The organism is Streptomyces sp. NBC_00328 (assembly GCF_036139655.1).
Taxonomy (GTDB): Bacteria; Actinomycetota; Actinomycetes; order Streptomycetales; family Streptomycetaceae; genus Streptomyces.
The window spans coordinates 5,270,865-5,289,546 of sequence record NZ_CP108013.1 but is presented as its reverse complement, the minus strand read 5'-3'; the positions used below and the strand labels follow the sequence as shown (position 1 = coordinate 5,289,546).

Genomic DNA, 18,682 nt, shown 5'->3' with positions numbered 1-18,682 from the left:
GGTCGCTGGCTCATCCGCTGCTTCACCAGCCACGACGCCCTTCTGCTATGTCGGTAACCAGCTGGCAGTCCCTGCCGATCAACCCACCACTGAAAAGTCGAGGGCCGTTGCCAGTACTGGTGGACAAAGATGGAACCGTGGCCTTCATCAATGTTCAGGGCGGAGCCGCAGCCGGACCGTATCGGTGTCCCTGCTGCGGCTTCATCACCCTCGCCGAACGCGGAGCATACGAGATCTGCCGTGTCTGCTTTTGGGAGGACGACGGCCAGGACGAACACGACGCGAGCGAGGTGCGAGGCGGCCCGAACCGAGGCTTGAGCCTTCGAGAGGCCCGCCGGAATTACCAGGAGATCGGTGCATGCGACGAGCGCTGTACCCGCTTCGTACGTGCCCCACTGCCCCACGAGCACCCCGACGGCGGCACGCCGTACGGCACGGGGACCATCCACACGCGCCCCTGAGAACCGACCGCACAACATTCATCTCCGCACAACAAGCGCACCAGATCAGGCGGGGAACAGCGGGGAAGCACGGGGAACGAGGGCCGGCCTGAAGGGGCAGTCACACGGCCGTTCGCACAGGTCAGCGCCCGAACCAGCCGGGAATGGCATCAGCTTCTCGTCACCCGCTCCATGACAGAGGCCCGGGTCATCGACCCGGGCCTTTTCGCTGTCGCGCAGGGGCAGCTGGACCCCGAGGCGGTCTTCCGGGATCCGCCGGCCGGGGCACATATCCCATGAACAGACCCATGGCGCGGCCCATCGAGTGTTCGGCAGCAGCCCGGTGACGGAGCCGGTGCCGTCCGGCGTCGCGTCAGCTTCGCTGGAAGAACTCCACCTCCGCGAGCGCCAGTCGGCGGCCCGACGTCAGGCCGACGGGCGAGCGCAGGGTCAGGCGTACCGTCTTCACGTCGCTGATCCCGGTGGGGATCGTCTGGTCGCCCGGCCTGTCGCTGAGGGTGAGCTGCTTGTTCTGCCTCTCGCCGTCCGACGTCGTCACCTCCAGGTCCACTCGGAGTGCGCGTGCCTGGCTGTGGTAGTCCTCGGGGTTCTTGGACGGGCCGTTGGTGATGAGGAGGTCGACCATCCGGAACGGCTTGCCGAAGGTGTAGGTCACCGAGGCGCCGGGCGCGGGCGCGCCCCAGTAGCTGTTGCTCAGTCCGTCCGTGGTGTTCTTCGCCGGGTGCCCGCGGACCTCGGCGCTCGCCCTGATGCCCACCGGGGTCACGGGCTTGGGCTTGCCCAGTTTGTCCCGGGTGTCCTCGAACAGGGCACGTCCGGCCGGGAGCAGCAGGAGAGCGCCGGCGCACAGCGCCACCACCACGGCCAGGATCACCAGGAGCCGCACCGCCCTGCCCGAACCCGCCCGCACCCGACGGCGGAACGGCCACACGGTCCGCCACCACGGCAGCGGTTCGGGCTTCGCGGCGGGGTTCAGCGCGGTCGCGCAACGCCGGCAGAACCGGCGGCCGGGCGGGTTGGGGGTGCCGCAGGAGGGGCAGGGGGCGCCTGCCACCTCGTCGGGGACCTCTGCGGGGCGTACGACCGGGCGGGGGGCCACCGGTTTCGCGGGGCGTACGGGCTGGATGGGCGCGGGAGTCGGCGTGTCGGGGGTGGGGGCGGCCGGGGGGCGGGGGGCCGGGGAGTTCCGAGGCGCCGGAGCGGATGGAGTGGCCGGAGCGGGGTGGGTGACAGGGGCCGCGGGCGCCACGCTCGTGGAGGCGGCCGCCTCATCGGTGGGGGAGGCCTCGCGGGTGGTCGGGCGGGGGGCGGGAGCGGAGGGCTCGGCACCGGTGTCGTCGGGGCCGGGCCGGGGTGCGGAGCCTGCCGTCCCCCCGTGCCGGCCGGAGGCGGTCCCGGAGCCCTCGCCGGAGCCCTCGCCGTCGCGTGAGCCCGCGGCCGGCGCCGTGCTCGCCCGTCGCGCCTCACCGCGGCCGCGCCTCGTCAGCCGTGTGCGCAGCGACGAACCGCGGGCGGGCGCGGCGGACGCCGGCTCCTCGGCCGGGGGTGACGAGGGCGCCGGAGTGGCGGCCGGCGGCTCGGGCCGGGTGGCATCCGGTGCGGCCGAGGGTTCGGCGGGTGTGCTCGACACCGGCGGCTCCGAAGCCGTGGGCCGGGGCACACGCGTGACCGGCGGCTCCGCGGGCGTACCCGAAGGCGACGGCTCCGCGGGCGTACCCGAAGGCGACGGCTCCGCGGGTGTACCCGAAGGCGACGTACTGTCCGACCACCCCAGGTACGACCCGCAGTTGCCGCAGAAGTCGTCCGTGGAGCCGTTGGATGCCCCGCACACGGGACATGCGCGCATGACATCACCTCCCTTCGTCGGTGGGCGGGCCGGGCAGGATCTCCACCCGGCAGACGGTGTGCACCGGGCACATGGCCCGGACGACCTCGTGGACCCGGCGCTCGTCCACCCGTGCCTCGCGGCCCGGCCACACCCGGACCAGGGTCTCGGCGGGGGGCTCGGGCGGCAGGTCGGTACCGGCGGTGCTGGACCACGCCGCGCCGCCGTCCCCGCTCACCTCGGCGTGCACGCCGAGCGCGAGCCGCAGTCCCTCGACCAGGCCGCGCCTGGTGCCGCGCCACCGGTGCAGCTCCACCGCGCGGACGACCGCCTCGCGGCGCAGCTCCACCGGCCACTGCGGGTGGTCGGCGGCGCCCACCCATGACGCCAGCCAGGCCAGGAAGTCGCTCGGAGCCACCCGGGGGTCGAAGTAGGCGGGCAGGTTGTCGAGGGTCGCGAACACCGGGGCGAGGACGGTGTCGAGGCCGGCCGTGAACCGCTGCGCGAAGTCGTCGTCGGCGTACAGGGCGGGCAGTTGCCCGCCGATCGGGTACTGGCTGGGCAGGCCGGGTACGGCGGCGCGGCTCATCCCCGGATCCCTGTCCCCGTGTCCGGCCCGGCCGCCGTGACGACCACCTGGTGCTGGTAGGAGAAGACCAGCGCGCCCGCGGCCACGTCGACGCGGTCCGTCGGTGCTCCGCGCCGCCCGGTGATCGGGTCGGCGGCGAACAGCAGGATCTCCTCCACCAGCGCGTTGCCGGTGGCGCGTTGCAGCACGCCGAACACATCGCCGTACTGCACCGGCCGTCCGAAGGGCCACCCGGTGCCGTCCGGACCACCGTGCAGCGGGTTGAGGTGCCGGAACAGCGCGGCGAGCGCCGCGTCGCGCACCCGGTCGGTGTCGCCCGGCGCCGCCGCGAGCCGGGCCACCACGGTGACGCCCTGGTAGGCCGGTGGCTCCACGACGAGGCGGGTGCCGATCAGGCGCCGTTCGTCGAGGCTCGCGGTGATCGCTTCGAGCACCTGGTCGGAGGGGATCAACTGCTCGAAGCGGAGCCGGTCGTCGCCCTCGTCGGCCACCGCGTCCGGCACCACCAGGACCCGTACCGCGCCCGCGCCGTCCGCCGCGGGCAGACAGCGGACCCGGCGCACCGAGGGTGCCGCCTGGCGGCTGATGATCTCGTAGTCCTCGGCGGTCACCGCGCGTTCCTGCATCCGCAGCGCGTCCGGTGCCCGCAGCTTGGCGTTGTCGATGGTCTCGCCGGCGACACCGCCGCGCGCCGCCTCCCGGTTGACGACCCGGGCGACGTAGGGAACGGAGCTGCGCAGCACGGAGATCGCGCCGCGGGCGACGTTGCCGGCCGGTCCGCCGCCGGTGCGGTAGCGGGCCACCCGTATCTGGGCGCCCTTGGGCGGCACGGCACCGCACTGCCGTAGCGTGCCGTCCGGCTCGCGCAGCACCGGCGGGAAGCCGAACTCGCCGGTGGTGGCGTCGACGCGGACGTGCCGGTCGGCGGAGCCGGAGCGGCCGAAGTGCTCCACCACCTCCCAGCGCTGCCAGCCCTCCTCCGAGGACACCTCCACCACGGGGGGCTCGCCGTCGAGGAGGACCGGCGGGCGGCCGAGCCGGAACGTCTGCCCGGAGACCCCCTCCGAGGTGCCGAGCGGTACGTCGGTCTCGGTCTCGGCATGCTCGACGGACATGGTGCCGCCCACGGTGAACACCGCCGCCTCGCGCACCGTCGGGGACTCCGAGTAGAACGGCTGGCCCGGTTCCGCCTCGGTGACGCGGCAGCGCAGCCAGCCGGCCCGGGTCCCGCCGATCACCGACGCCGTGTGCCCTGCCGGTACGTACACGATGACCTCGCCGGGCCGGTTCAGGCCGCCGGTGGTGTCCTCACCGGTCTCGCACACCTGCCAGCCGCCGCCGGCCCACGCCTCCCACACCAGCGGGGGCTGGCGCGGGTCCACGCCGACGCCCTCCGTGCGGCTGTCCAGCTGTACGGCGACCACGCAGCGCGGTACCGCCGTCGGCAGGCCGAACAGCAGTGCGTCGCCCGGCTCCGGTGCCCGCTGGAAGCACGGTACGTCGCCGGCCTCGGCGAGCGTCCTGGTCCGGTCGGTCTGCTCACCGGTCCGGGGCGCGGTCACCAGCCGTATCAACTCGCTCGGCACGATGCGCAGTTCGTCCACGGTCGTGAACACCACGGCCTCGTCGCTCTCGCCGCCCGCGGTGGTCACCTCGGTGCCCTGGAGCAGCGTCACCGTGTCGGGCTGCGGCGCCGACAGCCAGAAGTCGACCTCGGCCACGGCCGCGGCCGGCGGGAACAGCCGGATGCCCAGCAGGTCGAGGAACGCGGTGTAGTTCTTGTCCGGGACCCGGTTCAGCCGGTACAGCAACTGGTCCACGAGGTAGGCGAACGTCTCGATCAGGGTGACGCCCGGGTCGGAGACGTTGTGGTCGGTCCACTCCGGGGCGCGCTGCTGCACGTACCGCTTCGCCTCGTCGACGAGTTGCTGGAACCGCCGGTCGTCCAGGTTGGGGGAGGGCAGGGCCATCAGTCGGCAACCAATTCCTCGGCCCCCTCCTCGGAGGGGATCGTGTAGAAGGGAAACACCAGGTTGCGCCGGTCGTTGGTGGAACGCATGGTGTAGCGCACGTCGATGTAGAGGGTTCCGGCCTCGACGGCGTCGTAGGCGACCACCACGTCGTCCACCGCGATGCGCGGCTCCCACCGTTCCAGGGCCTCGCGCACCTGCTGGGCGACGAGTCCGGCGGTGGCGCCGTCGCCGGGGGCGAAGACGTAGTCGTGGATGCCGCAGCCGAACTCGGGGCGCATGGGGCGCTCGCCGGGTGCGGTGCCGAGTACCAGGCGGATCGCCTCCTCGATCTCCCGCTCCCGTTCGACCATGCCGATCCCGCCGGTCGGCCCGACCCGCAACGGGAACGCCCAGCCTCGGCCGATGAACCGGTCGCTCATGACACGCTCCCGGTCCGGACGCCCGGAGCGCCGGGCAGGACCACGCCACCGCGGGTACGGGTGGGCCGGACCACGCCACCGCGGGCGGGGCGTCCGGTCCGCAACGGGAGCGGACACCCACGCCGATCGAACCGCTCGCTCATCACAGGCCCCCGATCAGGACGTTGAGGGCGCCGGTCACGATCATCGCGCCGCATGTCGTCTTGTCGCGCGCCCGCGCGGCCGGCAGCCCGCCGATGAGGACCTGGCCCGAGGCGAGCCCGGCCAGGTCGGGCATGATCACGTTGCCCGGTCCCAGGGCCGCGTGCGGGGGTATGACGCAGGTGTGCAGGCTGCCCACGACGGCGGCGGGACGGCCGCCGATCAGCACACGGGCCACCGCCGCGGCGGCGCCGGGCGGCGGGGTGGCGATCACGCCGCCGTGGTTGGTGGGGTCACCGGTACGGGCTGCGGCCGGCATGCGGTGCTCCTTTCGCTGGTCACGGTGTCGATCCTCAGTTGATCCGGATGAGCTTGGCCTTGAGGACGCCGAGCAGACCGCCGTCGACGGTGACGTCCGAGCTGCCGGTGACGCTCACCGTGCGGCCGCCGATCTTCACCCCGACCCGGCCCTGGATGTCCACGTTCCCGCCCGAGATGCTCACGTCGCCCCGTCCCGCGTCCAGGGTGATGCCCTTCTTGTCGAGCAGGACGGAGGTGAGGGGCTGCCGGCCCTTCCCGGCGTACACCGTCAGCTCGATCCGGCCCCGCCGTTGGTCGAGGCTTACTTCGAGGCGCTCGTCGCCACTGACGAGCCTGAGGCCGGACTGGCCCGGAGCCCTCGCGTCCAGGAGCTCCATCCGGTGCCCCGAACGCGACACGACGGAGCGGCGGTTGACCTTTCCGGTGGCCTTGTCGATCAGCGGGACCTTGTGGGGCGACGGCTTGTCGACGCCGTTGTAGAGCCCGCCGATGACGTACGGGCTGTCCAGCAGGCCCTGTTCGAACCCGACCAGGACCTCGTCGTTGACCTCGGGGCTGAACACGCCTCCGCCGCCCTTGCCGCCCCACTGCACGGTGCGCACCCAGTCGGTCGTGTACGTGTCGTCCAGCCAGGGGAACTTCAGCTTCACCGAGCCGTTCTCGGCGCCGCCGATCTCGCGTACGTCCGTCACCACGCCGATCGCCAGACCCGGCAGGCGCGAGCCGCGGCCGGGCGCGTCGGCGCCGGTCACCAGGCCGGTCAGGGAGCGGTCCGGGCTTGCGCTCACCCACACCGTCGTCCGGTACCCGCCGTGCGGTTCGAGGACGTGCCGCACCGCCGTCGCCGTGTACTTGCCGGAGAACGCCTGCCCGACGTTGCCGAGCGCCACGGGCTTGCCCGCCCGCAGCTGCGGGTTGCCCTCGGCCACCGCCTCCAGCTCACCGAAGCCGGCACTGACCTGACCGGACACCGCGTCCGCGACCGCGGTCGTCTCGGACAGGGTGCGGTACGGGGTGTCCGTGACGGTCAGCTTCGCCGACTTGCCGAACCGGCCGGCCGCGAGCGCCGGACTCAGGCCCGGAACCACCGTGTCACTGATCACCGACGGCTGCCGGGACACCAGCGGCTTCTTGGTGGTGACGTCCCAGCCGCGCACCTCCACCTGCGACGCCCCGTCCGCCGCCGACAGCGAGGCCCGCAGCGCGAGCAGGTTCGCCCCGTACTCCAGCACCATCGGGTTGCGGGACGACGAGGTCGACGGCGCGGGCGCGCCGGACGCCTTGACCGGCTTGGTGAACTGGAGCAGCCCCTTGTCGTCGACTCGGACCAGCGCGCCGCTCTCCCCGGCCAGGAACTGCAGGAAGTCCCAGTCGGACACGTTCGCCTGCGAGAGCTGCTTGTAGGTGACCGGCGCGGCCTGCACGGTGCCGCAGGCCAGCCCGGCCCCGGCGGCCACCTTGCGGACGATCGCCGACGCCGTCATGTTCCGGTACGCCACCACCTTCCGGCCCCGCTGGAGGCGGTGCGCCTTGGAGTAGGCGCGCACCACGGTGAACGAGCCCGTGCTGTCCCGGTCCAGTTCGAGGGCCGTCACCTCGCCGTTGAACAGGCGCTCGCGCGCCTGCCCGGACACGGTCACCACCGACACCTTCAGCGGGGTGCCGATGGTGATGCCCGTCGCCTGCAGGAACTCGTGGTCGGGGTCGCGGAAGGTGAGCTGTGCCGCGTCGGGCAGGCCCACGTTCTCGTCCACCACGCAGCTCACCAGCTGGGCGGCCCAGATCTGCGGGAGTTCGTCGGGCGTCTCCACCACGGGGTCCGCCGTGAACAGCCGGCCCCTTGCCTCGGCGGTCATCGCTCCTCCTCACCGTCCGCGTCCTGCAGCCCCGGCACCACCAGTTCGGTGCCGGGCGCGAGCGCCATCGGGTCGTCGATTCCGTTCGCCTCCGCGATGACCCGCCAGGCCGTCGCGTCGCCGTATTCCCGCCAGGCCAGCATGGCCAGGCTGTCGCCCGCCACCACGGTGTGCGTACTGCGGGCGGTGCGCGAGCCGGACGTCGGGTTCTGGCCCGGCGGGTCGACGCTCGCCTCCTCGATCGACAGCGCGCAGGTGGCCCGCAGCGGCCTGCCGTCGACGTCGAACAGCGTGTACGACACCGACAGGCTGGAGAGCACCCCGTCGAACGACGTCGTCCGGGCGGTGCCCCACGTGAACCGGACCCACGGGCTGGCCGGCTTCTTGCGGCCCAGGCTGGCCGGGGTCGGCACGCACGCCTTCATCAGCTTCTCCACCGCCTGCTCCACGGAGTTGTCGTGTTTGGCGGTGGCGTCCAGGAACACCTCCAGGCTCAGCGTGCGCGGGCCGCTGCCGACGAACTCGGGCAGTGCCGACTGCCCCGCCATCCGGGACGGGGAGCGCCGCCACTCGGTGGTCTTGCTCAGCTGCAGGGTGGAGGGGTTGAACTGGAGGTCGAGCTGTGCGACGGTCCCGCCGGGCTTCGCGCCGACCGACGCCGGGGGCTCCTTCAGGGTCAGTTTGGCCCTGGCCCGACTGGCGCGCGCTGATGACATGGCGGGACCTCCTTTCCGGGGGCCGATACGTGCTGGGGAACTGGTTGATGAGGGCGTGTCAGGACGGGCGCAGCCCCTCGTGGGCGATCTCCAGGGTCTCCACCGCGGCCTGTGAACTGGCGGGGTCGAAGGACGGCCCCTGCCAGCGCACCGGGACGATCCCGAACACCTGCCAGCTGATGATCTTCGTCAGGTCCGGTTTCAGGGCCACGATCTCGCCGTCCTTGGGCTCCACCCGCTTCAGCGTCTCGTCGAGCCAGCGGGCGATCTTCGCCGTGTCGGCGGTGACCGGCCGGGTGAGCGTGATGTTCGACCAGGTCACGCGTCCGGGCAGTTGCCAGGTGAAGCCGTTGTTGCCGCCCTCGGCGTAGCTCTCCATCTCCACCTCGGCGCCCATGCCGGAGCAGGTGTGGAAGGCGCCCAGGTCGTTGCCGCCGATCGCGAGCCGGAAGAACACGCTCGTCGCGAAGATGTTGTCCGTCATTCGTCCGTCATCCGTTCTGGTTCTCAGCGGCGTCCGTCGTAGGGGCGGCCCGTGCGGTCCCGGCCGCGGCGCAGTTCGGTGCGCAGCAGCCGGGCCACCGGGTCGAGCAGGCGGCGCGCCAGGTCGTCCAGGTCCAGGCCTGGGTCGTCCTGAGGTGTCTCGGTGCGGCGGGCCGCTTTCTCGCCGGAGGCGGCGGACGTCGCGGTGGCCGCGGGGACCGCGGAGGACACGGACGACGACCGCTTCCGGCCGGGTGCCGGAACCTCCTTGGCCGGTGCGCCTGTCGACGGCGCGGGGGGCGCGGAGGACGACCGCGTGCGGCCGCGTGCGTCGCGCTGCACCGCGAGTGCCGCCCCACCGGTCCCACCGGTCCCACCGGCCGCGCCGGCCGCCGTAACGGTCCTCGGCCGGACCACGGGGACGGCTCCCCCCGGTGCCGAGCCGACCGGCGGACGGTCCGCGAGCGGCGGTGCCTGCGGGGCGGTCACCGGCAGGGGCCTCGCCGGTACGGCGGCGACCGGGGCGGCCGTCCCCTGGCGGGGCGGCGCGGGCCGGACGACCGGGACGCGCTGGACCGGGGCCGGGGAGCCGGTCGTCGGTACGCCCGAACCCTCCGGTCCGGAGTACGGAGCTGCTGCCCGCTGGACCTGCGGCGTGGCCGGGGCGAGGGCGGACGGGCCGGGCGCCGGGCGCGCGCGGGTCCCGGGGCCGCCCGGCGAGGGCGCCGATGTGCCGGACCGGCGCCCGGACGGCTCGGCGGCCGGCGTGGAGTCGCTCCGGGGCCCGGCCGGTGCGCCGGGCCAGCGCGCCGCCACCACGGGGCGGCCGCCGGAGCGGGAGACGGCGGGCTGTGCCACCCCTTCCGGGGCACGGGTGTTCAGGGTGAGCCGGCGCTCGGCCAGCAGCGAGAGGGTGCGGGGGGCCGACAGGGCGGAGTGCGCTGTGGAGCGGGTCACGGGGAACCCGAGCGGGTCTGCCGAGCCGGAGGGCCGGGCACCTCCGGTGCCTCGGGCCACGGCCCGGGCGACGACGACCGGACTCGGGGCAGCGGGGCCCTGGGACCGGTGCCTGCCGGAGCCGGAGCCGGCTCCCGTGCCTTCGGCCGCCGCCCGGGCGAGGACGGCCGGGCCCTGGGCTGCACGGCCCTGGACGGCGGCGTCTCGGGGCCGTTGCCCGTCGGCGCCCGGCCCGCCGGGAGTCCGGTTGCCCCCGGTGCCGTCGGCCACGGCACGGGCGACGACGACCGGGCCCGGAACGGAGGGGCCCTGGGGCCGCTGCCCGCCGGACGTCGTGCCGGGTCGTGGCGCGTTCCCGGCCGGGCCTTCCGGGCCTTCGGCGCCCACCGGACCGCGGGCCGGGGCGGCCGCGGACGGCGTCACCAGCGGTGTGGCGGGCCCGTTTCCGTGGTCCGCGGGGCCGGACGGCATGGTGCCCCCGGTGGCGGACGGGTTCGCGAGGCGGCGTTGGACGTCGCCCGTCCCGAGCAGCGGCGCGCCCGGCGTGCGGGGTGCGGCCTCGGTGGGCGTCCGGTCGCGATCCGGCGTGGGCGGCGCCGGAGCGGCGCCGGACCCCGGGTCCTGATGGGTCGTGGCGCGCTGGATGTCCGGGCGGGAGGCGCGGGCACCGGACGCGGCGGTACCGGGCACCTCGGCGCTCGGCGGCAGCGCGGACAGCGGCGCACCGAGGCCGCCACGCGCGCGTGCCCCGCGGTTGCCGGGGCCGGGGGTCCGGCGCGGGACGGCGGGCGCCGTTCCCCTCGTACCGCCGTCGTACGGTCCCGGAGTGCCGGCCCCGCCTTCCGCCTGGCGCTGGACGACGGGCAGCGCCGGACCGGTCGCGGATCCGGCGCCGGGCGCGGGGGTGCTCTGCGGCAACGGTGCCGCCGTGGAGGGCAGTTCACTCAGCGGGGCGCCGAGGGGCCCGCGGCCGGCCTCGCGCGTGGCGGCGCGCCGCACGGGGGCGGAGGCCGGGCCGGGTGGGTCAGGGGTGGTGGCTCTGCCGGGCGCCGGTGCGGCGGCGGGCCGCAGGGCGGGGACCCGGCGCGCGGGTCCGGCGGGGCGCCGGGCGACGGTCAGCGCGGGCCCCACCGGGCGGAGCCGGACGGCCGGGTGGGACATGTCGGAGCCGGCGGCACGTGGTGCCTCCGGTTGCCTGGCTCCCCCGGCGGGCTGTGGCCCCGCCGCGGTGCGCTGGACGGCCGGACCGGGAGGCGTACGGCCCGGCGTACGGCCCCCGGAACCGGCCGGCGGACGGGACGGCTCGGCCGGGGCGGGCCGCGTCCTGGCGGCGGGCCGGGCCATGGACCCGTCAGCGGCCGCGGGCGGGACCACGGCCACACGTCGTACCAGCGGGGTCGCGGGAGCGGCCGGCGTCACGACCGGGCCGGCGCCCGGCTGCGCGGCCTGCCGGGCAGCGGAGGGCGACGAGGAGAGCACGGCGGGCGAGTGCGCGGACGTGAGGCCGCGGGCCCGCCCGGCGTCGCCCGAACGGTCCTTCCCCGCAGTGCTGTTGTCGCCGGAACGCTCCCCCTGGGGTGCCGGGCCGGATGACCGCGCGAGGGGTGCCGGACCGGATGGCCGTGCGCCCGGACGTGTCCGGCGTGAGACCTGGGTTGTCGGCGCGTCCGCCGTGCCCTCGCTCTCCCCCGGCCCGTCCGCCCCCTCCGGACGCAGTGCCCGGAGCAGCAGCGGACCCCCGGCGCTGTGGGTGTGCTGGGGGGCGGCGGCCGGGCGCGTGACGCCGCTCACCAGGCCGGCCGGGGCGGTGGGCAGCAGGGCGTGGCCGAGGCCGGCGTCGAACGACGGGTTCTGCCAGGCGGCGAGGCCCGCACGGAAGGCGAGGCCGTCGCTGACGCCCAACGGGGCGCGGGACACGGTGAGTTCCGGCGCGGCGGTACGGCGCCAGCCGCCGTCCCAGTCACCGGGCACGGCGGAGCCCGGGTCGCCGCTCGCGGACGGACCCGGGGTGCCGGTCGCGCCCGGCGACCCGGGGCCCGCGGTGTCCGGCGCGGCGGCCCGGCGGCGCAGCCTGTCCCGCCATGCCATGTGCTCAACCGCCTTCGTTCACACGGGTGTTGATACGGGCGATCTCCGCCACCCACTGCCGGCGCTCGTCATGGGTCAGGTCGAGGATCTCCTCGCGCCGCCAGTGGAAGTGGTAGGCGACGTACGCGATCTCCTCCCGGAGCCGGGGAAGGGCGTACGTCACGATTCCCCCAGGCGCCCACCCGAGAGGTCGACCTCGAAGCCGCCCTCGCAGTGCGGGCAGGTCACCGCGGCGCGGGTGTGGCCCTCGCTGTTGACCCGGCGGTAGAAGTCCTGGAGGAAGGCGACGTCGGTGGCGTACATCCGCTCCACGATCCCGGCGTGCACATCGCTGATCGAGCCGATCCGGGTGATCACCTGGCTCAGCAGCACCACGCTCAGGTACGCCGGGTTCTCCTTGACCCGCAGGTCGATCTGGGGCCGCAGTTCGTCACGGGCCGTGGCCAGGCGCATCGAGCCGTGGCGGTGCACCGTGCCCGCCTCGTCGACGTACCCGCGCGGCAGCTCGAACTCGAACTCGGTGCGCAGCCCGTGGTCCTCGCGGCGCGGGGGGGCGGCGGCCGGAGGTGCCGCCGCCCGCTCCGGCGCCTGGGCGGGCTCCGTCGCCTGGAGGATCTCCTCCAGGTTGCCCGCCGTCACCGTACGACGCCTCATTCGACGATGATCTCCTCGAACACGATCGTGACCGACTCGGTGGCCGGAGACGACTCGCCCGCCTTCAGGGACGGGCCCTCCCACTTGGAGGCCCAGCCCTGCATCAGCTGGATGCGGCGCACCGTGTTGCCCTCGGTGTCCTTGATCTCGATGGTGAGGTTCTGCCGCGCGGAGTTCACGGCGCCGTTGTTCAGGGTCTCCTTGATCCACTTGGTGAACTCGCTGCTCTGGTCGAGTCCCCGGGTGATCGTGATCTCACCTGCCTGCCGGGCGCCGGGCTGCTTGCGGATGATCTGCTTGCCCTCCGCGCTGACCTGCTTGACCTCGACGACCTCCTCCTCGACGGTCAGTCCGCTGATCTCCTGGATCGACTCGACCAGATAGCCGCCGAGCTGCACGCCGAAGACGTGGGTGGAAAGAGCATCGCCCGTTGCCATGACTGTCTGTCACCTTTCCTTACGGGTCTTTTTTCTCTGCTTCTCTACTGACCCGTGGTCACTCGTCGATGAGGCTGGTGCTGTCGGAGAACTGGGCCAGCCGGAACACCACGAACTCGGCGGGCTTGACCGGCGAGACGCCGATCTCACAGATGACCCGGCCCTGGTCGATGGACTCCTGCGGGTTGTTGTCCCGGTCGCACTTCACGTAGAACGCCTCTTCGGCGGTGCGGCCGAACAGCGCGCCCCGGCGCCATTCCTCGGTGAGGAAGGAGGTGACGTTGCGCCGGATGCTGGACCACAGCCGGTCGTCGTTCGGCTCGAAGACCACCCACTGGGTGCCCAGCAGGATGGACTCTTCGAGGTAGTTGAAGAGTCGGCGCACGTTCAGGTAGCGCCAGGCCGGGTCGGAGGAGAGGGTGCGGGCTCCCCAGATGCGGATGCCGCGGCCGGGGAAGGCCCGTACGCAGTTCACGCCGATCGGGTTGAGCAGGTCCTGCTCGCCCTTGCTGAGCCGGAGCTCCAGGTCCACCGCGCCGCGGATGACCTCGTTGGCGGGCGCCTTGTGCACACCGCGCTCGCCGTCGCTGCGCGCCCAGACGCCGGCGATGTGGCCGCTCGGCGGGACGGTGGTGTTGCGTCCGGTGGCCGGGTCGAAGACGCGGATCCAGGGGTAGTAGAGGGTGGCGTACCGGGAGTCGTAGCCCGCCTCGTCGTTGCGCCAGGTGCGCACCTGCTGGGCGCCCAGTCCGGGCGGGGCGTCCAGGACGGCGACGCGGTCGCCCATCTGCTCGCAGTGCGAGATCACCGCGAGCTGCACGGTGCGCACGCCCTCGGCGTCGATGTCGCCGCGCTGGTAGGCGCTCATCAGGTCCGGCACGGCGACCATGGTGATCTCGTCGATGGTCTCCAGACCGCCGAACCCGGTGCGGGCGGCGGCGTCGCCGACGTACTCCGCCGGGTTGAGGCGGGCCACCTCGCCGGAGCCGTTCGCGGCGGGCGCGGCCGGGGCGTCGGGCACGGCCAGGGTCTGGGCGGCGGGCCTGGTCTGGGCGGCGGCCTGCTGCTCGGTGACCTGGATCAGCTTGGAGGCGCGGGCCTGGTTGACCAGGTAGCCCTTGACGTTCTTGCGGGTTGAGGCCTCGTACGTCTCCGCGACCTGGTCGCCCTGGCGGACCAGGACCTTGAAGCGGTCCTCCGGCGTGTTCTCGCCGTCCGCGTCGGCGACCTCGACCGACACCCCGGTGACGCCCGGCTTGGCCGCGACGAGGAAGCCGCCGAGGGCCACCGGCTCCGCGGCCTTGTCGCCGCGCCGACCGCCGTTGACCGACGGAGCGGAGGCGTCCTCGGCCTGGCCGCCGATCCGCACGATGTACGCGGCGCCGCCGCCGTTGGCGAAGTAGCCGTGGACCGAGAGGGGCAGGTAGGCGCCCTCGGTGAAGCCGCCGAACTGCTGGGTGTACTGGTCCCAGCTGGTGACCAGAGTCGGCGTGTGGAACGGGCCGTTCTCGGCGAACCCTACGAACGCGGCGACGGCGGTGCCGACCCCTTCGATCGGTCGGGCACCGGACTGCACCTCCTCCACGTACACGCCCGGGGTGAGGTACGTCGGCATGCTTGCTCCTTCGCGTCCTGCGGGTCGGTTCACCTGTGTCCAGGGCGAGTCTGCGCGGGTATCCACCGGGACGACAGGGTCGCGGGGACCTGGTGAGGGGCAACATCACTGCCTTTCGCTGCCTGTGCGAACCGACCGGCCGCCGCCCGGACCTGCCCTCGTTCTGCCCGTACGGACCTGGACGTCCCGTTCGCGCGGGCGGTCCACTGGGGGCCGCGGCAAGGGTGCGCCAACGAGGAGGCAGCAGATGCGGAAGTCCGGGGCGCACGCCGAGCAGAACGAGGCACTGCAGCCGGCGCGCGGCACCGCCGCCGCCCGCCGGGAGACGTCCGCGGGCAGCGCCGTACCGCCCCCGCTCACCGCCGACGCGCTCCGCGCGTCCCAGCGCGGCGCGGGCAACGCCGCGGTGGCCGCGATGATCGCCCGCCGCGCCCACCCCGCACCCGTGGTGGAGCAACCCGACCACGGGGTGGACGGGGTCCTGGGCTCCGCCGGCAAACCCCTCGCCGGGCCGGTGCGCCAGGACATGGAATCCCGGTTCGGCACCGACTTCTCCGACGTACGGCTGCACACCGGCGCCGCCGCCGCCCGCTCGGCCCGCGCCATCGGCGCCCGCGCCTACACCTCCGGCAGCCATGTCGTCCTCGGCGCCGGCGGCGGCGACAAGCACACCCTCGCCCACGAGCTCACCCATGTCGTCCAGCAGCGCAACGGTCCGGTGTCGGGCACCGACCACGGCGACGGACTGCGGGTCAGCGACCCCCGGGACAGCTTCGAGCGCGAGGCCGAGACCACCGCCCGGCGGGTGCTCTCCGGGCCCGTGCCGGTGGCGCGCGCCGTCGACGAGCACGCCGGGACGCAGGGCGGCGCCGCGGCCGGCGGAGCCGTCGAGATCCAGCGGAAGGTCGGGTTCGAATTCGAGACCAACATGTTGGTGCGGGCCGGCGAAGAGCCGGTGATCTCCAAGAACGAGAAGATCTTCGAGGCCGCTTCGGGTGACTGGTACATCACTCCCGATGCCAGCGCGATGGAATTCGTGACGGTCCCCTTCGAGGAGGAGGGAGACGCCCCAGAGCTGGAGAGGATGGCCGCAGCAGTCGGCGAGATGGCCGCGGCGTTCAGGCTGCTCCACTCCTCGGCGAGGCTGGGGACCCTCATGGAGGATGACACGGAGCTTCACAGCGTTCTGTCGGAGCAGGGCACGACCCACCAGCACAACGGGAACAATGTCTACGTGCCCGGCAAGGACCGCCTGTACCCGCCACTGGCCAAACCGCAGGCGACCGGTGGCGTCAGCCTCGAGAAGGTGCTCGCCCTGTTCAACGCGGTGGTGGGCCAGGAACTCCCCCTCACCTCCCCGTCGAACCCTGAGGACGTGGCCTTCTTCGAGGACGAACCGGAGAAGCGCACCAACACGACCGCGCTCGGTGGCGCCAACCCTAGGCGGGACGCCGCGATCCTCACGGAGGCCCAGACCCTCACCGACAAGTACGTCACGGACCTGCAGACAGCCGAAACCCGAGAACTCAAGGGGCTGCTGGCCCTGGTGTTCTCGTATCTGCTGGCCGGCGCCCAGCAGTCCGCCCAACAGGATCAGGCGAAGTACTTCCTGCCCCTGATGAGCCGGATGAGCTTCTCCGCCATGTACGCCGCGCTGCCCGCGGAAGCGCAGTCCGCCTTCGACCCCACCCGCGTTCTCGAAGTGGCCGCTCTCGCCCCGGGCGATCCCGTGTACAAGGAGGGCTTCATGGACCGTGGTGCGGGCGACAGTACGAAGTCGCAGGGCCCGCTGCGCAAGCAGTGGCTGGACAGCATCGCCTCCGGTGGCCCGGACCTGATGTCCGCAGGTGGTGGCAGCACGGTGACCGAGGGGATGAAAGCCAGCTCCCCGGCCATGGGCCAGCACCATCGGCTCGACCGCGGGCACGCGCCCGATGCGGCCGATCTGTTGCAGGTCGAACTCCGCCGCCTGCCCGGCCAGGTCCCCCCGGAGGAGTGGCTGCCTGTCGCAACCGCCCTCTTCGAGATGTTCAGGCAGGTCCAGGAGACAAGGCCCTGACCTCTCGCCCGCCCCTCAGGCGCCGAAGGCCTCCGCCGTGTACGGCCCGAACTCGCTCTCCAGGACCAGCCGTCCGAGCTTGCGGTACTCCTGGGCGACCGCCGTCATCAGCTGACGCATGGTGAGCGGGCTGCCGGACTCCGCCGCGAGGTAGGCCGCGGTCACCGCGCAGGCGCGGATGGAGCCGCCGGCGAGTTCGAAGCGGTCCGCGCAGAAGGCGAGGTCCAGGTCGCCGGCCCGGGGCAGCCGCTCGCCCAGGCAGCGTTCCCACAGGGCGAGGCGCTGGCCGGGGTCGGGCACCGGGAAGTCGGCCACCACGTCGATGCGTCGGGTGAACGCCTCGTCCAGGTTGGCCCGCAGGTTGGTGGTCAGCACCGCGATGCCGTCGAAGGACTCCATGCGCTGGAGCAGGTACGCCGACTCGATGTTGGCGTGCCGGTCGTGCGCGTCCTTCACCTCCGAGCGCTTGCCGAAGATCGCGTCGGCCTCGTCGAAGAGCAGCACCGCGTTGACCGCCGATGCCTCGGTGAAGATCCGCTCCAGGTTCTTCTCGGTCTCCCCGACGTACTTGTCCACAACTGTGGACAGGTCCACCACGTACAGGTCCATGCCCAGGTCCGCCGCGACGACCTCGGCGGACATGGTCTTGCCCGTGCCCGACTCGCCGGCGAACAGCGCGATGACACCGCGCCCCCGGCCACCGCCTGGCCGCATCCCCCACTGCCCGAGCACCTGCTCGCGGTGGCGGGCCCGCAGCGCGAGTTCGCGCAGCCGCCGGTGGGTGGTCGGCGGCAGCACCAGGTCGTCCCAGCCGACGCCCGGCTCCACCCGGCGGGCGAGCCGGTCGAGCCCCGCGCCGTTCTGGGCACGTACCGCGGTGCGCAGATCGTCGGCGCGGACCGGACGGCCCGCGAGGGCGGCCGTACGCGTCGCCACGTCGGCGGCGCGGCGCAGCTGCCCGGAGTCCAGGCGGTGCGCGGCCACAGCCTCGGCGAGCGCTTCCACGTCACCGGTCGCAAAGCCGTCACCCGCGGCATGGTCGAGGGCGTACCGCCAGCGCGCGGCCTGCCGTTCGGGCGAAGGCGCCGGCACGCTCAGGACGACGGGGGTGTCGGCCGCCCACAGCGGGTCCCAGGTGCCGGTGCCGTGCGTGAACAGGGGAATCCCGCGCAGCGCCGCGCACAGCGCCCCCAGCGTCCGGGCTCGTTCGCCCGGTTCCGCGGGCAGCGACTCCAGCGGGCCGAGAACGACCCCGGCACCGGTCAGACGGGCTTCGAGGGCGGCGACCCGGGCGAGCTCCGGCACGTCGCCGGGGCGCCGGGCGAGGGCCACCGCGTCGAGGACGAGCGGGCGCAGCCCGGCCGTGTGCAGGGCGGCGGTGGCCAGCCCCTCGGCGTCGCCGCCCCCGCTGCGCAGATGGACGAGGCCCGTGCCGGTCCCGGCCGCGGCCGCCGTCCGGTGGACCTCCGCCGCCTCGGCGGTCGGGTCCCCGCGGACCTCGCCGAGCACCCCGGCGAGCCGGGCGTCGGGCCGCGCACAGCCCAGCAGGTGCGCGGTGACCCGGTCGGGGACCGCCAGCACCCGGGACAGCGGCGGCCGTTCCGGCTCGGTGACCTCCACCAGACCGCCCGCGACGAGCGGCGCCCCGGGGGTGAGCCGGAACCGGGCGGCTGCCGCGCCGGCGAGCCCGCACAGCTCCAGGGCGAGTCCGACCGTGGGCCGACGGCGCGTCAGGTCGTCGTTGAGATAGCCGTAGAGCCGCTCGAACCGGGCGTCCAGGTCGGGCGCCACCGCGACCAGCAGCAGGTCCAGATCCAGCGGGGACAGTCCGAACCGCCGGGCGAGGCCGTCGAGAACGGACCCGGCCGGCGGTCGCCACGGCTCCTGGGCGGGTACGTCGAGACCACCCGGCTCCTCCAGGATGCGGGCCACCGCCTCGGGGCTGAGGTACTGCCCCCGATACGGGTCGTCGGGATCGGGATCGTCGGCACGACGGACGGCCACGGCGTGCCGCACCCGCTCCTCGACCGCGCGAAGTCGCGCCCACAGGTGGTCCGCGTCGACGGATACGGGTTCGGTGACGACAGC

General features: G+C 73.9%; 16 protein-coding genes. 2 read left to right on the top strand and 14 right to left on the bottom strand.

Annotated elements, in window-relative coordinates; all coding sequences use genetic code 11:
• The first annotated feature begins 47 nt into the window (after nt 1-47).
• Nucleotides 48-461 carry a CPCC family cysteine-rich protein gene (locus tag OG485_RS23150; protein ID WP_328670491.1) on the top strand — a complete coding sequence of 138 codons (414 nt, stop codon included), beginning with the start codon at nt 48-50 and terminating at the stop codon, nt 459-461.
• Nucleotides 462-813: 352 nt separating this feature from the next.
• Here the strand turns inward: OG485_RS23150 and OG485_RS23145 are convergent, their stop codons facing one another.
• The 13 genes from OG485_RS23145 to OG485_RS23085 all read right to left on the bottom strand — a co-directional run bounded on the left by OG485_RS23145 (nt 814) and on the right by OG485_RS23085 (nt 14,535).
• Nucleotides 814-2,091: a zinc ribbon domain-containing protein gene (locus OG485_RS23145; RefSeq protein ID WP_328670490.1), complete on the bottom strand. Its 1,278-nt coding sequence runs from the start codon at nt 2,089-2,091 to the stop codon at nt 814-816.
• Nucleotides 2,092-2,311: 220 nt separating this feature from the next.
• On the bottom strand, nt 2,312-2,875 hold the full coding sequence (locus OG485_RS23140; RefSeq protein ID WP_328670489.1) for a phage tail protein: 564 nt from the start codon (nt 2,873-2,875) through the stop codon (nt 2,312-2,314).
• Entirely contained in the window at nt 2,872-4,845 is a 1,974-nt protein-coding gene (locus tag OG485_RS23135) for a putative baseplate assembly protein (RefSeq protein ID WP_328670488.1), read from the bottom strand. Before OG485_RS23135 ends, OG485_RS23140 begins: the two co-directional genes overlap by 4 nt.
• Nucleotides 4,845-5,267: a GPW/gp25 family protein gene (locus tag OG485_RS23130; RefSeq protein ID WP_261704782.1), complete on the bottom strand. Its 423-nt coding sequence runs from the start codon at nt 5,265-5,267 to the stop codon at nt 4,845-4,847. Before OG485_RS23130 ends, OG485_RS23135 begins: the two co-directional genes overlap by 1 nt.
• A 142-nt stretch (nt 5,268-5,409) precedes the next feature.
• Nucleotides 5,410-5,727, bottom strand: a complete 318-nt coding sequence (locus tag OG485_RS23125) for a PAAR domain-containing protein (protein ID WP_328670487.1) — start codon at nt 5,725-5,727, stop codon at nt 5,410-5,412.
• 34 nt (nt 5,728-5,761) lie between these two features.
• Nucleotides 5,762-7,585: a VgrG-related protein gene (locus tag OG485_RS23120; protein ID WP_328670486.1), complete on the bottom strand. Its 1,824-nt coding sequence runs from the start codon at nt 7,583-7,585 to the stop codon at nt 5,762-5,764.
• Complete coding sequence (locus OG485_RS23115; protein ID WP_328670485.1) at nt 7,582-8,301, bottom strand: CIS tube protein; 720 nt, start codon at nt 8,299-8,301, stop codon at nt 7,582-7,584. The genes OG485_RS23120 and OG485_RS23115 overlap by 4 nt, the downstream gene beginning before the upstream one ends.
• Nucleotides 8,302-8,359: 58 nt before the next feature.
• Nucleotides 8,360-8,785 (bottom strand): phage tail protein, encoded by a 426-nt coding sequence (locus OG485_RS23110; RefSeq protein ID WP_261704786.1) that lies wholly within the window; start codon nt 8,783-8,785, stop codon nt 8,360-8,362.
• A gap of 23 nt (nt 8,786-8,808) precedes the next feature.
• Nucleotides 8,809-11,829 carry a hypothetical protein gene (locus tag OG485_RS23105; protein ID WP_328670484.1) on the bottom strand — a complete coding sequence of 1,007 codons (3,021 nt, stop codon included), beginning with the start codon at nt 11,827-11,829 and terminating at the stop codon, nt 8,809-8,811.
• A gap of 4 nt (nt 11,830-11,833) precedes the next feature.
• The gene (locus OG485_RS23100; protein ID WP_328670483.1) at nt 11,834-11,992 is read right to left on the bottom strand and encodes a DUF6760 family protein; all 159 of its coding nucleotides are present in this window, start codon (nt 11,990-11,992) and stop codon (nt 11,834-11,836) included.
• A complete protein-coding gene (locus OG485_RS23095) occupies nt 11,989-12,483 on the bottom strand; it encodes a hypothetical protein (RefSeq protein ID WP_328670482.1) in 495 nt (164 codons plus the stop codon). Before OG485_RS23095 ends, OG485_RS23100 begins: the two co-directional genes overlap by 4 nt.
• Nucleotides 12,480-12,920 (bottom strand): phage tail protein, encoded by a 441-nt coding sequence (locus OG485_RS23090; RefSeq protein ID WP_189151609.1) that lies wholly within the window; start codon nt 12,918-12,920, stop codon nt 12,480-12,482. The genes OG485_RS23095 and OG485_RS23090 overlap by 4 nt, the downstream gene beginning before the upstream one ends.
• A gap of 58 nt (nt 12,921-12,978) precedes the next feature.
• Nucleotides 12,979-14,535, bottom strand: a complete 1,557-nt coding sequence (locus tag OG485_RS23085; protein WP_328670481.1) for a phage tail sheath family protein — start codon at nt 14,533-14,535, stop codon at nt 12,979-12,981.
• A gap of 247 nt (nt 14,536-14,782) precedes the next feature.
• Between OG485_RS23085 and OG485_RS23080 the strand changes: the two genes are divergently transcribed.
• Nucleotides 14,783-16,594 carry an eCIS core domain-containing protein gene (locus tag OG485_RS23080; protein ID WP_328670480.1) on the top strand — a complete coding sequence of 604 codons (1,812 nt, stop codon included), beginning with the start codon at nt 14,783-14,785 and terminating at the stop codon, nt 16,592-16,594.
• Nucleotides 16,595-16,609: 15 nt separating this feature from the next.
• Here OG485_RS23080 and OG485_RS23075 read toward each other — a convergent pair whose 3' ends face one another.
• A complete protein-coding gene (locus OG485_RS23075) occupies nt 16,610-18,643 on the bottom strand; it encodes an ATP-binding protein (RefSeq protein WP_328674602.1) in 2,034 nt (677 codons plus the stop codon).
• Nucleotides 18,644-18,682 lie beyond the last annotated feature (39 nt).